The sequence below is a fragment of the Streptomyces sp. CRCS-T-1 genome, from assembly GCF_024442335.1.
Classification (GTDB): Bacteria; Actinomycetota; Actinomycetes; order Streptomycetales; family Streptomycetaceae; genus Streptomyces; species Streptomyces koelreuteriae.
In genome coordinates, this window is the sequence record NZ_CP101651.1 from 2,486,340 (window position 1) to 2,500,363 (window position 14,024).

Genomic DNA, 14,024 nt, shown 5'->3' on the forward strand with positions numbered 1-14,024 from the left:
AAGATCCCTTCAGGGGGCTTCAGCTTCCTCTCAGCCTCGGTCAGCCACCTTGGAACACGTCGAAAACAAACCGACTCGGGAGGAACCCCCATGAAGCGCAACATCGTGATCGCCGCTGTGACCGCCGCCGCCCTGATCGGAGGCGGCACGGCCACGGCCCTCGCGACCACGGGAGACGGCGGGGGCTCGGCGCAGCAGGCGGGCAACACCCGGCTGTCGGACGACGACGTCCGTGACGACCAGGACGACCGCGGCGACGACGACGGCCGGGACGACGACACCGCGCGGGCGGCTTCCGGCGACGTGACGGCGCCCGAGGCGATCGCCTCCGCGCTGAAGCACACGCCCGGCACGGTCGTCTCCGCCGAGCTGGACGACGAGGACGACAGCGACAAGGTGATCTGGAAGGTCGACGTCCTGTCCGGTGACAACGCCTGGCACAGCGTCAGCGTCGACCCGTCCAGCGGCAAGGTCCTCGGTGCGCAGACGGACGACGAGGACGACACGGCGCAGGTGCGTGCCGCACTGAAGGGCTCCTCCGTTACGGCCGAGGAGGCCGCGAAGGCCGCCGCCGGCAAGGGCACGGTCACGTCCGTCGACCTCGACGAGGACGGCAAGAACAAGTCCTGGGAGGCCGAGACCCACAAGTCCGGCGGCGCCGAGCAGGACTGGAAGATCGACCTCACCACGGGCAAGGTCACGGCGGACCATTCGGACGCCCAGGACAACGACGCGGACGACACCGACGACCAGGACTGACCCTCCTGCCCCATTCCGACCGCCCCGGCGTCTCCCTGACGCCGGGGCGTCCCCGTACGCGAGAGGACTGCCGCGGCGTTTCAAGGCACCCGGCGTCGATGCTGATGCCGGGTGGGCCCGCAACCCGGCGGAGCGGGGTGCCGCTGCGCCCACCCGTGCCGCCCCTAGCGGCACGCATGCCCGCAGCTAGGGCAGCGGCGGCGGCCGGCGGCAGCCAGGGCGAGTGCGGCGGCCGGCGGCAGCCAGGGCGAGTGCGGCGCCCGCGGCTGCGGCAGAGGCGGAAACCCGCGACCGGCGCGGAGAGCCGAAGCCCGGCGGATGGCGGGAGCCACGACGCGCCCGCACCCGCCGGATCACGGAAGGGGACGTGTCGGGGGGTGTCCGCCCGCAGCGGTTGGCGCGTCAGCGGACAGTCAGTCGGTGTCCGAGCCCATCGCGCCGTTCCGAGGACGGACACCCCCCGGCGCGGCCCCGACCCACCACCGGCGACCAGGCGCGGACGCGCACCCCCACCGAAGCAGGCGCCTCTCAGCCCTCCGTCAACCCCGTCACCAGCTCGTCAGCCGCACGATAAGGATCCAGCTCCCCGGCCACGATCCGCTCGGCCAGTGCCCCCAGGCGCCGGTCGCCGTGCAGGTCACCGATCCGCTCCCGCAGCGCCGTCACCGCGATCGTCTCGACCTCACGGGCAGCCCGCGCGGCCCGCCGCTCCGCCAGCACCCCCCGCTCCTCCATCCAGGCCCGATGCTTCTCCAGCGCCTCGACGACCTCGTCCATGCCCTCCCCGCGCGCCGCGACCGTCTTCACGATCGGCGGACGCCAGTCCCCCGGCCCCCGGGACTCCCCGAGCCCCAGCATGTGGTTCAGCTCCCGAGCCGTCGCATCGGCCCCGTCCCGGTCCGCCTTGTTCACGACGTACACGTCACCGATCTCCAGGATCCCGGCCTTGGCCGCCTGGATCCCGTCCCCCATCCCCGGCGCCAGCAGCACCACGGACGTGTCCGCCTGCGAGGCGATCTCCACCTCGGACTGCCCGACCCCCACCGTCTCGACGAGGATCACGTCACAGCCCGCCGCGTCCAGCACCCGGATCGCCTGGGGCGCGGCCCACGCGAGCCCGCCCAGATGCCCCCGCGTCGCCATCGAACGGATGTACACCCCCGGGTCGGACGCGTGGTCCGACATCCGCACCCGGTCCCCGAGCAGCGCCCCGCCCGAGAACGGGGACGACGGGTCGACGGCGAGCACGCCGACCCGCTTCCCCTGCTTGCGATACGCCGTCACCAGCGCCGACGTGGACGTGGACTTGCCGACCCCGGGCGACCCGGTCAGCCCGACCACGTACGCCCCGCCCGTCAGCGGCGCCAGCGCCGCCATGACCTCCCGCAACTGCGGGGACGCCCCCTCCACCAGGGAGATCAACCGGGCCACGGCCCGCGGCCGGCCCTCCCTGGCCTGGGCGACCAGCGTGGAGACGTCCTGCATCACAGCTCCGTTCATGAACGAGGACCAACAGGCGAAGGCCGAGGTACGGCCGTAGAACCGCCGCTCAGCCCTTCGGTACCCGCACGATCAGCGCGTCACCCTGCCCACCGCCACCGCACAGCGCCGCCGCACCCACACCACCGCCCCGCCGCTTCAGCTCCAGCGCGAGATGCAGCACGAGACGCGCACCGGACATCCCGATCGGGTGACCCAGGGCAATCGCGCCACCGTTGACATTCACCTTTTCGGTGGACACCCCAAGATCCTTCATTGACTGCACGGCCACCGCCGCGAACGCCTCGTTGATCTCGACCAGGTCGAGGTCCTCGACGCCCAGCCCCTCCTTCTTCAGCGCGTGCAGGATCGCGTTGGACGGCTGGGACTGCAGCGAGTTGTCAGGACCGGCCACGTTCCCGTGGGAGCCGATCTCGGCGATCCACTCCAGGCCGAGCTCCTGCGCCTTGGCCTTGCTCATCACCACGACGGCGGCCGCGCCGTCGGAGATCTGCGAGGCCGAACCGGCCGTGATCGTGCCGTCCTTGGCGAACGCCGGACGCAGCTTCCCGAGGGACTCGGCGGTGGTGTCACCCCGGATGCCCTCGTCCTTGCTGAACAGCACCGGGTCGCCCTTGCGCTGCGGGATCTCGACGGGCGTGATCTCCGCGTCGAACAGGCCGTTCTTCTGCGCGGCGGCGGCCCGCTGGTGCGACTGCGCGGCGATCTCGTCCTGCTCGGCGCGGCCGATGCCCAGCCGGGTGTTGTGCTTCTCCGTCGACTCGCCCATGGCGACGTTCTCGAAGGAGTCGGTGAGCCCGTCGTAGGCCATGGCGTCGATCATCTCGACGGCGCCGTACTTGAAGCCCTCACGGGACTTGGGCAGCAGGTGCGGGGCGTTGGTCATGGATTCCTGACCGCCCGCGACGACCACGTCGAACTCACCCGCGCGGATGAGCTGGTCGGCCAGCGCGATCGCGTCCAGGCCCGACAGACACACCTTGTTGATCGTCAGGGCGGGCACGTTCATCGGGATGCCGGCCTTGACCGCGGCCTGACGGGCAGGGATCTGCCCCGCCCCGGCCTGGAGCACCTGCCCCATGATCACGTACTGCACCTGGTCGCCGCCGATCCCCGCGCGGTCGAGGGCGGCCTTGATCGCGAAGCCGCCGAGGTCGGCTCCGGAGAAGGACTTCAGCGATCCGAGCAAGCGCCCCATGGGCGTACGCGCGCCCGCGACGATCACCGTGCTGGTCGCTCCAGAAGTTCCAGAAGACATGAGCTGCGATCCCCTTACCGGCTGCACAGCCGAGGAGTGAACGAGGGTTTACTTCGAATGTACTGAGTGGCACTCCGTGCCGTCATCGGGCTGTCGGTGTGATCGCGCGCACGTTGCGTAACCACCTCCGGGGCGCTGCACTGAAAACATGCTGACGCGAATCGACCACATCGGAATCGCCTGTTTCGACCTCGACAAGACCGTCGAGTTCTACCGTGCCACCTACGGCTTCGAGGTGTTCCACTCCGAGGTCAACGAGGAGCAGGGCGTGCGCGAGGCCATGCTCAAGATCAACGATACGTCCGACGGCGGCGCCTCGTACCTGCAGCTTCTCGAACCCACCCGCCCGGACTCCACCGTCGCGAAGTGGCTCGACAAGAACGGCGAGGGGGTGCACCACATCGCTTTCGGTACGGCAGATGTGGACGCGGAGGCGGCCGATATCCGCGACAAGGGCGTACGCGTGCTGTACGAAGAGCCCCGACGCGGTTCCATGGGGTCACGGATCACCTTCCTGCACCCCAAGGACTGTCATGGCGTACTGACAGAACTGGTCACTTCGGCGCCTGTTGAGTCACCTGAGCACTGACCCTCGTACATAAGGGCCGGTAGGGTTGGGTGCGGTCACCGCTCAAGCTGCGGCGACCGCATTCCGGGGTCCGGGTTTCGGGGGACGAGCGTCGGGGCAGCAGCCCATGCTCCGCCGATGATCTGACACCATTCCCCGGGGGCCCCGTTCGGCGGATGGACGGAGCTCGTTTGGAGAGAGTTGCGACCAGGGGACGGATGGGACCGCGCAGTGCGGGGCTACGAGAGCCAGGAGCGAGAGCCGGCGGCTGACGTCGACCACCTCTCTCGGTTCGAAGCCGAGATGAAGCGGCTGAAGACCGAGCGGGAAAAGGCGATCCAGCACGCCGAGGACCTCGGCTACCAGGTCGAGGTGCTGCGTGCCAAGCTGCACGAGGCACGGCGCACCATCATGACCCGGCCCTCCTTCGACGGGGGCGACATCGGCTGGCAGGCCGAGCAGTTGCTGCGCAACGCTCAGATGCAGGCCGATCAGATCCGGACGGACGCCGACCGTGAGCTGAGCGAGGCCCGGGCACAGACCCAGCGGATCCTCCAGGAGCACGCCGAGCAGGCGGCCCGGCTCCAGTCGGAGCTGCACCAGGAGGCGGTGACCCGCCGCCAGCAGCTCGACCAGGAGCTGGCCGAGCGCCGCCAGACGGTCGAGTCGCACGTCAACGAGAACGTGGCCTGGGCCGAGCAGCTGCGGGCCCGCAGCGAGCAGCAGGCCCGGCGCCTCATGGAGGAGTCCCGGGCCGAGGCCGAGCAGGCCATGTCCACGGCCCGCGCGGAGGCCGAGCGGCTGGCGACCGAGGCCCGCCAGCGGCTGACGAACTCCGCCGAGGAGGCCCGGGCCGAGGCCGAGCAGATCCTGCGCCGCGCCCGTACGGACGCCGAGCGGCTGCTGAACGCCGCCTCCTCCCAGGCCCAGGAGGCCACGGACCACGCCGAGCAGCTGCGGACCTCCACCGCCACCGAGTCGGAGTCCGCGCGCCGCGAGGCCACGGAGCTGAGCAAGGCCGCCGAGCAGCGGATGGCCGAGGCCGAGGAGGCGCTGCGCAAGGCGCAGACCGAGTCGGAGAAGCTGGTCACGGAGGCCAAGGAGGCCGCCGCCAAGGCCCTGTCGAGTGCCGAGTCCGCGAACGAGACGCGTACGCGCACCGCCAAGGAGCAGGTCGCCCGGCTGGTCGAGGAGGCCACCAAGGAGTTCGAGAACACCAAGGCCGAGGCCGAGCAGCTCGTCGCCGATGCCCGCGCCGAGGCCGAGAAGATCGTCGCGGAGGCCTCCGAGAACGCGCGTACGTCCACCGCCGAGGAGACCGCGACCCAGCTCTCCAAGGCGGCCAGGACCGCCGAGGAGGTCCTCAACAAGGCGTCCGAGGACGCCAAGAAGACCACCAAGGCCGCAGCCGAGGAGGCCGAGCGGATCCGCAGTGAGGCCGAGGCCGAGGCGGACCGGCTGCGCGCCGAGGCGCACGACATCGCCGAGGAGCTCAAGGGCACGGCGAAGGACGACACCAAGGAGTACCGCGCCAAGACGGTCGAGCTGCAGGAGGAGGCCCGCCGCCTGCGCGGCGACGCCGAGCAGCTGCGGGCGGACGCCGTCGAAGAGGGCGAGAAGATCCGCGCCGAGGCCCGCAAGGAGGCCGTGGCGCAGATCGAGGAGGCGGCGAGGTCCGCCGAGGAGCTGCTCGCCAAGGCCAAGGCGGACGCGGACGAGCTGCGCACGAATGCCCAGGGGGACAGCGAGAAGGTCCGCACCGAGGCCATCGAGCGGGCGACGACCCTGCGCCGGCAGGCCGAGGAGACCCTTCAGCGCACCCGGCAGGAGGCCGAGCGGCACCGCGAGGAGGTCGTCGAGCAGGCCGAGGGCATCAAGGCGGACGCCGAGCGCGCGGCGGTCGAGCTGCACGAGGAGACCGAGCGCGCCATAGAGGCCCGCCGCACGGACGCCGCCGAGGAGCTGACGCGGCTCCAGACGGAGGCCGAGGAGCGGCTGACGGCCGCCGAGCAGGCGCTGTCGGACGCCCGTGAGGAGGCCGCGCGGATCCGCCGCGAGGCCGCCGAGGAGAACGAGCGGCTGCGCGACGAGGCCGCCGAGCGGATCCGTACGCTGCGGCAGCAGGCCGAGACCGAGGCCGAACGGCTGCGCGACGAGGCCGCGTCCGACGCGTCCGCCTCGCGGGCCGAGGGCGAGGCCGTCGCCGTACGCCTGCGCTCGGAGGCTTCGAACGAGGCCGAGCGGCTGAAGTCGGAGGCGCAGGAGAGCGCCGACCGGATGCGCGCGGAGGCACAGGCCGCCGCCGAGCGGATCGGCACGGAGGCGTCCGAGACGCTGGCCGCCGCCCAGGAGGAGGCGAGCCGTCGGCGCCGCGAGGCCGAGGAGCTCCTCGGCAGCGCCCGGCAGGAGGCCGACCAGGAGCGCGAGCGGGCCCGCGAGCAGAGCGAGGAGCTGCTGGCCTCGGCGCGCAAGCGCGTGGAGGAGGCGCAGGCCGAGGCCGTACGCCTGGTCGAGGAGGCGGACCGGCGGGCCACGGAGATGGTGTCGGCCGCCGAGCAGCACGCCCAGCAGGTGCGGGACTCCGTCGCGGGGCTGCACGAGCAGGCCCAGGACGAGATCGCCGGGCTGCGCAGCGCCGCCGAGCATGTCGCGGACCGGACGCGGCGCGAGGCCCAGGAGGAGGCGGACCGGGTCCGCACCGACGCCTACGCGGAGCGGGAGCGGGCCAGCGAGGACGCCGGCCGGCTGCGGCGCGAGGCGCACGAGGAGACCGAGGCCGCCAAGGCGCTCGCCGAGCGCACGATGTCCGAGGCGATCACCGAGGCGGACCGCATCCGTACGGAGGTCGCCGAGCACGCCCAGCGGGCGCGCACGGAGGCGTCGGACGCCATCGCCGAGGCCGAGCAGAACGCCTCGCGCACCCGGGCGGACGCCCGTGAGGACGCCAACCGCATCCGGTCGGACGCGGCGACGCAGGCGGACACCCTCATCACCGAGGCGCGGGGCGAGGCGGAGCGCCTCACCACCGAGACGGTCACGGAGACCGACCGCCTGCGGATGGAGACGGTCAACGAGGCCGAGCGGGTCCGCACCGAATCGCTGAACGAGGCCGAGCGGGTCAGGGCCGAGTCGGTCGCCAAGGCCGACCAGCTCGTCGGGGAGGCCACCGGCGAGGCGGAGCGGCTGCGGGCCGAGGCCGCCGAGACGGTCGGCTCGGCGCAGCAGCACGCCGAACGGGTCCGCGGCGAGGCCGGCCGGGTCAAGGCCGACGCGGAGGCGGAGGCGGAGCGGCTCGTCGCCACCGCGCGCGAGGAGGCCGACCGCACCCTGGACGAGGTCCGCAAGGACGCCAACAAGCGGCGTTCCGAGGCGGCCGAGCAGGTCGACAAGCTCATCACGGAGACCACGGCCGAGGCCGACAAGCTGCTGAGCGAGGCCCAGCAGCAGGCGCACAAGACCACCGCGGAGGCCGAGTCGCAGGCCGACACGATGGTGGGCGCGGCCCGCACGGAGGCCGACCGGCTGGTGTCCGAGTCGACGGTCGAGGGCAACTCGCTGGTGGAGAAGGCCCGTACGGACGCGGACGAGCTGCTGGTCGGCGCGCGTCGGGACGCCACACAGATCAGGGAGCGCGCCGAGGAGCTGCGCGACCGGATCACGGGTGAGATCGAGGAACTGCACGAGCGGGCCCGCCGGGAGTCGGCCGAGACGATGAAGTCGGCGGGCGACCGCTGCGACGCGCTCGTCAAGGCCGCCGAGGAGCAGCTCGCCAAGGCGCAGTCGAAGTCGAAGGAGATCGTCTCGGAGGCCAACTCCGAGGCGGGCAAGGTCCGTATCGCCGCGGTGAAGAAGGCCGAGGGGCTGCTCAAGGAGGCCGAGCAGAAGAAGTCCACGCTGATCCGGGAGGCCGAGGAGCTCAAGGCCGAGGCGATCCGCGAGGCCAAGCGCACGGTCGAGGAGGGCAAGCGCGAGCTGGAGGTCCTGGTCCGCCGTCGCGAGGACATCAACGCGGAGATCTCCCGTGTCCAGGACGTCCTGGAGGCGCTGGAGTCCTTCGAGGCGCCGGGCGGGGGCAAGGACAACGGGGTCAAGGCGGGCGCGACGGTCGGCGCACCTCGTTCGGGTGGCAAGTCCTCGGAGAGCTAGGGGCCTTCCGGCGGCCCGTGCCACCCTGGACGGGAGCCCGATTCCGGGGCCATCCGGGGGCTTTGACCAAGTTTTGGCAAGCCCTCTGCCGCTCAGCCACCCAAAAGGGGTCTCATTTTCCAGATCAAACGCGCATCCGCTCGATGACACACCGTTTCGGCCCCTAGGATTCCACCTATCACCTCACCGGTCTCATTCGACAGGAACCCCATGAGCGACACTTCCCCCTACGGCTTCGAGCTTGTGCGGCGTGGATACGACCGCGCTCAGGTGGACGAACGTATCTCCAAGCTCGTCTCCGACCGTGACAGCGCTCTCGCCCGCATCACCGCTCTGGAAAAGCGCATCGAAGAGCTCCACCTCGAGACGCAGAACGCCCAGGCCCAGGTCACCGACGCCGAGCCGTCGTACGCGGGTCTCGGTGCGCGCGTGGAGAAGATTCTCCGCCTCGCCGAGGAGGAGGCGAAGGACCTGCGCGAGGAGGCCCGGCGCGCCGCCGAGCAGCACCGTGAGCTCGCCGAGTCGGCGGCCCAGCAGGTGCGCAACGACGCCGAGGCGTACTCCTCGGAGCGCAAGGCGAAGGCCGAGGACGAGGGCCTGCGGATCGTCGAGAAGGCCAAGAGTGACGCCTCGCAGCTGCGTTCCGAGGCGCAGAAGGACGCGCAGTCCAAGCGCGAGGAGGCGGACGCCCTCTTCGAGGAGACCCGTGCCAAGGCCGCGCAGGCCGCCGCGGACTTCGAGACGAACCTCGCCAAGCGCCGCGAGCAGTCCGAGCGCGACCTGGCGTCCCGTCAGGCCAAGGCCGAGAAGCGTCTCGCCGAGATCGAGCACCGCGCCGAGCAGCTCCGCCTGGAGGCGGAGAAGCTGCGCACGGACGCCGAGCGCCGCGCCCGTCAGACGGTGGAGACGGCCCAGCGCCAGGCCGAGGACATCGTGGCCGACGCCAACGCCAAGGCCGACCGCATCCGTTCGGAATCCGAGCGCGAGCTGGCCGCCCTCACCAACCGCCGCGACAGCATCAACGCCCAGCTGACGAACGTCCGCGAGATGCTCGCGACGCTCACGGGCGCCGCGGTGGCCGCCGCCGGTACGCCGGCCGAGGAGGAGCCGATCTCCCGTGGGGTCCCGGCTCAGCAGTCCCGGTAACACGCGGGCATCCGGAGTCTGAATCTCCGCAAAGCCCTCTGCCGCTCGGGTGGCAGAGGGCTTTGTTGCGTTCTAGCGTGGCGGCATGATTGAGCTCGAGGGGCTGACCAAGCGTTACGGCGAGAAGGTGGCGGTCAACAACCTGTCCTTCACTGTCAGACCAGGTATCGTCACCGGCTTTCTCGGGCCCAACGGCGCGGGGAAGTCCACGACCATGCGGATGATCCTCGGTCTCGACCACCCCACCGCCGGCGATGTCCGTATCGACGGCAAGCACTACCAGCAGCTCAAGGATCCGCTGACGTACATCGGCGCCTTGCTGGAGGCCAAGGCCTGGCACGGCGGGCGCACCGCCTACAACCATCTGCTGTGCCTCGCGCAGAGCAACGGCATTCCGCGCGGCCGGGTGCGGGAGGTGCTGGAGACGGTCGGGCTGACGGCGGTCGCGAAGAAGAAGACCAAGGGCTTCTCGATGGGCATGGGGCAGCGGCTCGGCATCGCGGCCGCGCTGCTCGGCGACCCGCGGATCCTGATGTTCGACGAGCCGGTCAACGGCCTCGACCCCGAGGGCATCCACTGGATCCGCACCCTGATGAAGTCGCTGGCCGGGCAGGGCCGGACCGTGTTCGTCTCCTCCCATCTGATGAGCGAGATGGCCCTGACGGCCGAGCATCTCGTCGTCATCGGGCAGGGGCGGCTGCTCGCGGACACCTCCATGGCCGACTTCATCGCGCGCAACTCACGGTCGTACGTCCGGGTCCGCAGCCCGCAGCGGGAGCGGCTGCTCGATGTGCTGCACGAGGCCGGGATCGTGGCCGTGGAGAGCGGCGACGGGGTGCTGGAGGTGGACGGCGGCAAGGCCGAGCTGGTCGGTGAGCTGGCGGCGCGGCACGGGCTGACGCTGCACGAGCTGAGCCCGCAACAGGCCTCGCTGGAAGAGGCGTTCATGCAGCTGACCGCGGAGTCGGTCGAGTATCACGCACACAGCGAGACGAGCCCGCAGCCGCCACAGCAGCAGCAGTGGGGCGACGGCTGGAAGAGGGGCTGAGGAGCATGGCGACGACTCAGGTCGTTCGGTCGGAGTGGACCAAGATCAGGTCGGTGGCGTCCACGGTGTGGACGCTCTCGCTCGTGGTGGTCGTGACGGTCGCCCTCGGCATGCTGATCTCGGCGCTGTCGAAGAACGAGTTCGACAGCATGAGCGCGCAGGCCCGGGCGGAGTTCGATCCGACGTTCATCAGCTTCGCGGGGATGAGCCTCGGTCAGCTCGCGATGATCGTGTTCGGTGTGCTGGTGGTGTCGAACGAGTACAGCACCGGAATGATCCGCACCTCGCTGGCCGCCGTGCCGCAGCGCGGCTCCTTTCTGTTCAGCAAGATCGCGGTGGCGAGCGGCCTCGCCCTGCTGGTCGGGCTCGTCACCAGCTTCGCCGCGTTCTTCCTGGGGCAGGCGATGCTCGGCGGGCACCGGGCGGAGATCGGTGACACGGGTGTGCTGCGGGCCGTGTTCGGCGGCGGCCTCTATATGGCGCTGATCGCGATGTTCTCCATGGGCGTCGCCGCGATGCTGCGCTCGCCGATGCTGTCGCTGGGCATCCTGATGCCGTTCTTCTTCCTGATCTCCAACATCCTCGGCAATGTCGACGCGACGAAGAAGGTCGGCCAGTTCCTGCCCGACCAGGCCGGCAGCAAGATCATGCAGGTGGTCACGCCGATCGACGACGACACCCCGTACGGGCCCTGGGGCGGCCTCGGGATCATGGGGCTGTGGGTGCTCGTCGCCCTGATCGGCGGGTACGTGCTGCTGAAGAAGCGCGACGCCTAGGCTGGGCGTCGGGGAGGGGGCTGTCGGGGCCTTCAGGGGCCCCACCCTTTACTTTCATTTGGGCGGAACCGTCAGCGCCTCGATATCCTCCTAACCCTTACGGGGGGCGTGTGCCCCGCTGTCCTGAACCTTGCGATGGGTGCGGAGCATGATCGAAGCAGTCGGCCTGACGAAGCGCTACGGCGACAAGACCGCTGTGTACAACCTTTCCTTCCAGGTGCGGCCCGGAGCCGTCACCGGCTTCCTCGGGCCGAACGGCTCGGGCAAGTCGACGACGATGCGGATGATCCTCGGCCTGGACAACCCGACGGCCGGGCAGGTCACGATCGGGGGCTATCCGTACCGCAAGCTGCCCAACGCCGCCCGCCAGGTCGGCGCCCTGCTGGACGCCAAGGCCGTGCACGGTGGCCGGGCCGCCCGCAACCACCTGCTGTGCCTGGCCCAGCTCTCCGGCATCCCGGCCCGGCGCGTGGACGAGGTGCTCGGGGTCGTCGGTCTGCAGGAGGTGGCCAAGAAGCGGTCCAAGGGCTTCTCCCTCGGCATGGGGCAGCGCCTCGGCATCGCCGCCGCGCTGCTCGGCGACCCGCAGGTGCTGCTGTTTGACGAGCCGGTCAACGGCCTCGACCCCGAGGGCATCCTCTGGGTGCGCAACCTGATGAAGGCGCTGGCGGCGGAGGGCCGTACGGTCTTCGTCTCCTCCCATCTGATGAGCGAGATGGCGCTGACCGCCGACCACCTCATCGTCATCGGGCGCGGACAGCTGCTCGCCGACATGAGCGTCACGGCCTTCATCTCCGCGAACTCCGCGGACTTCGCCCGGGTCCGCACACCCGACACCGAGCCGCAGCAGCGCGAGAAGCTGTCGGCCGCGCTCACCGAGTCGGGCGGGCACGTGCTGCCCGAGCAGGACGGCGCGCTGCGCGTGACCGGGCTGCCGCTCCCCCGCATCAGCGACATCGCGCACACCGCCGACGTACGGCTGTGGGAGCTGTCGCCGCACCAGGCCTCGCTGGAGGAGGCGTACATGCGGATGACGCAGGGCGCCGTCGACTACCGCTCGACCATCGACCAGAAGGAAGGCCTCCAGCAGCAGCTGCCGCCCGGCGCGCAGCCGCCGATGCCGGTGCCGGGGCAGGGCCAGCCGGGCTGGTACGCCCCGCCGCCGCCCCAGCAGGGCGGGCAGCCGCTGCCGATGCCGCCGCAGGGCGCGCCCGGTCAGGCTCCGGCGGGCCCGTACGGCGCACCCGGGGCGCCCGTGGCTCCCAGCGCGCCCGGGTCCGCTCCGAGCGCCCCCAGCACACCCGGCGCCTCCGGCGCGGGAGCACCCAACCCGTACGCCCAGCCCGCGCCTCAGGCGCCGCAGGCGCCCCAGGCTCCGGCGCAGCCCGCCTCCCAGGCGCCCCAGGCCCCCGGGCAGCCCGCCGGTCAGGCGCCGCAGGCCTCCGCCGCTCCCGCGCGGCCCGCCGCCGCTCCGGCTCCGCAGGCGGCTGCCCAGCCGCCCGTGCCCCCGCAGGCGCCCGCCGCTCCGCCGGCTCCCGCCCCGACCTCCGACCTGACCAAGCCCGAGGACGCCCGATGAGCAGCCCCCAGCCCCAGACACCGCAGGCCGCGCCCACCTGGCAGCAGGCGGCGGCCCCCGGCTCTGCTTACCCCGCCCCCGGCTACACCTCGCCGATCCCGGTCGTGCGCACGCACCTCGGGCACGCCATCGCCTCGGAGTGGACGAAGATCCGTTCGGTGCGCTCCACCATGTGGACGCTCGGCGTGTTCGTCCTGCTCGTCGTCGGCATCGGCCTGCTGACCGGCGTGGTGGTGGCGAACTCCGACCCGGCCCTGTCCGGCGAGAGCCCGCTCGGCCTCGGCTTCTTCGGGCTGCTGCTGGGCAGCATGTGCGTCATCACGCTGGGCGTGCTGACCACCGCCTCGGAGTACGGCACCGGCATGGTGCGCACCACGATGGTCGCCTGCCCGAGCCGCGGCCGGGTGCTGGCGGCGAAGGCCATCGTGTTCTTCCTGGTCGCGTTCGTGGTGACGCTGGTGTCCTCGTCCCTCGTCGCCTTCCTGCACGTCGCCATGCTGGAGGGCGACGGCGCCAAGTCCCCCACCGGCGGGGAGTGGCTGAAGGCCACGGTCGGCATGTCGGCCTACATCGCGCTGCTGGGCCTGCTCTCGCTCGCCGTCGGCTCGATCATCCGGCACTCTGCGGGCGCCATCACCATCATGATCGGCACGGTGCTCGCCCCGCTGGTGATCGCGCTGTTCATGTTCTCGGAGTCGCTGGTGGCCGTGCGCGACGCGCTGTTCGAGTACTCCATCCCGAACCAGCTGAGCATCTTCTACGCCAACTCCCTCAGCGAGTCCGGCCCGTCCGGCTGGGACCCGCTGTGGATCATCCTCGCCGCGACGGCCGTGGCCTTCGCCGCCGCCTTCGCGCTGCTGGAGAAGCGGGACGTCTGAGTCCCCTCAGAATCTGGGCGAGTTACGGGACCGCTGCACCCCCGGGGTGCGGCGGTCCCGCGCGTTCCAGCAGGCCTTGTGCCAGTGCCGGCGGTCGTCGACGCCCGCGTGCTCGGACCAGGCCACCACGTGCGGCACACCGTCGGGGATCAGCTGGTCGCAGCCGGGGCAGCGGTAGGACTTGCCCTGCGCGCTCGCGCCGGCCACATGCCGCACGCTCCAGTTCTCACCCTGCCAGTTCTCCGAGGACTGCCAGCCGCCGTAGCGGCCGGGGCTGTCGTCCTCGGCGCTCCGGCCGGACGAACCGGCATCCTTGGGTCGGTTACGACGCGGGGACACGGGACACCTCTCGGGGATATACAGGGA

General features: G+C 71.4%; 11 protein-coding genes. 8 read left to right on the plus strand and 3 right to left on the minus strand.

The genetic code is table 11. The features are described from left to right. Positions 1–90 precede the first annotated feature (90 nt). The gene (locus tag NNW99_RS10825; RefSeq protein WP_215118492.1) at positions 91–759 is read left to right on the plus strand and encodes a PepSY domain-containing protein; all 669 of its coding nucleotides are present in this window, start codon (positions 91–93) and stop codon (positions 757–759) included. 528 nt (positions 760–1,287) lie between these two features. On the opposite strand, the gene meaB is transcribed toward NNW99_RS10825, so the two are convergent. Beyond that, complete coding sequence (gene meaB, locus NNW99_RS10830) at positions 1,288–2,244, minus strand: methylmalonyl Co-A mutase-associated GTPase MeaB (protein WP_215118493.1); 957 nt, start codon at positions 2,242–2,244, stop codon at positions 1,288–1,290. A gap of 64 nt (positions 2,245–2,308) precedes the next feature. Then, a complete protein-coding gene (locus tag NNW99_RS10835; RefSeq protein ID WP_215118494.1) occupies positions 2,309–3,517 on the minus strand; it encodes an acetyl-CoA C-acetyltransferase in 1,209 nt (402 codons plus the stop codon). A 148-nt stretch (positions 3,518–3,665) separates the two neighbouring features. Between NNW99_RS10835 and mce the strand changes: the two genes are divergently transcribed. The 7 genes from mce (at position 3,666) to NNW99_RS10870 (ending at position 13,658) form a co-directional block, all read left to right on the plus strand. After that, on the plus strand, positions 3,666–4,106 hold the full coding sequence (gene mce, locus NNW99_RS10840; protein ID WP_215118495.1) for a methylmalonyl-CoA epimerase: 441 nt from the start codon (positions 3,666–3,668) through the stop codon (positions 4,104–4,106). Between the two features lie 210 nt (positions 4,107–4,316). Then, complete coding sequence (scy, locus tag NNW99_RS10845) at positions 4,317–8,231, plus strand: polarized growth protein Scy (RefSeq protein ID WP_215118496.1); 3,915 nt, start codon at positions 4,317–4,319, stop codon at positions 8,229–8,231. Positions 8,232–8,441: 210 nt separating this feature from the next. Next, positions 8,442–9,377 (plus strand): cellulose-binding protein, encoded by a 936-nt coding sequence (locus tag NNW99_RS10850; protein WP_215118497.1) that lies wholly within the window; start codon positions 8,442–8,444, stop codon positions 9,375–9,377. A gap of 85 nt (positions 9,378–9,462) precedes the next feature. Next, positions 9,463–10,425: an ABC transporter ATP-binding protein gene (locus NNW99_RS10855; protein WP_215118498.1), complete on the plus strand. Its 963-nt coding sequence runs from the start codon at positions 9,463–9,465 to the stop codon at positions 10,423–10,425. 5 nt (positions 10,426–10,430) lie between these two features. Continuing rightward, positions 10,431–11,201 (plus strand): ABC transporter permease, encoded by a 771-nt coding sequence (locus NNW99_RS10860; protein WP_215118499.1) that lies wholly within the window; start codon positions 10,431–10,433, stop codon positions 11,199–11,201. Between the two features lie 148 nt (positions 11,202–11,349). After that, a complete protein-coding gene (locus tag NNW99_RS10865) occupies positions 11,350–12,780 on the plus strand; it encodes an ABC transporter ATP-binding protein (RefSeq protein WP_215118500.1) in 1,431 nt (476 codons plus the stop codon). Next, positions 12,777–13,658, plus strand: a complete 882-nt coding sequence (locus tag NNW99_RS10870) for an ABC transporter permease subunit (protein WP_215118501.1) — start codon at positions 12,777–12,779, stop codon at positions 13,656–13,658. The genes NNW99_RS10865 and NNW99_RS10870 overlap by 4 nt, the downstream gene beginning before the upstream one ends. A gap of 6 nt (positions 13,659–13,664) precedes the next feature. Here NNW99_RS10870 and NNW99_RS10875 read toward each other — a convergent pair whose 3' ends face one another. Next, on the minus strand, positions 13,665–13,997 hold the full coding sequence (locus NNW99_RS10875) for an ATP/GTP-binding protein (protein WP_215118502.1): 333 nt from the start codon (positions 13,995–13,997) through the stop codon (positions 13,665–13,667). Between the last annotated feature and the right edge of the window lie 27 nt (positions 13,998–14,024).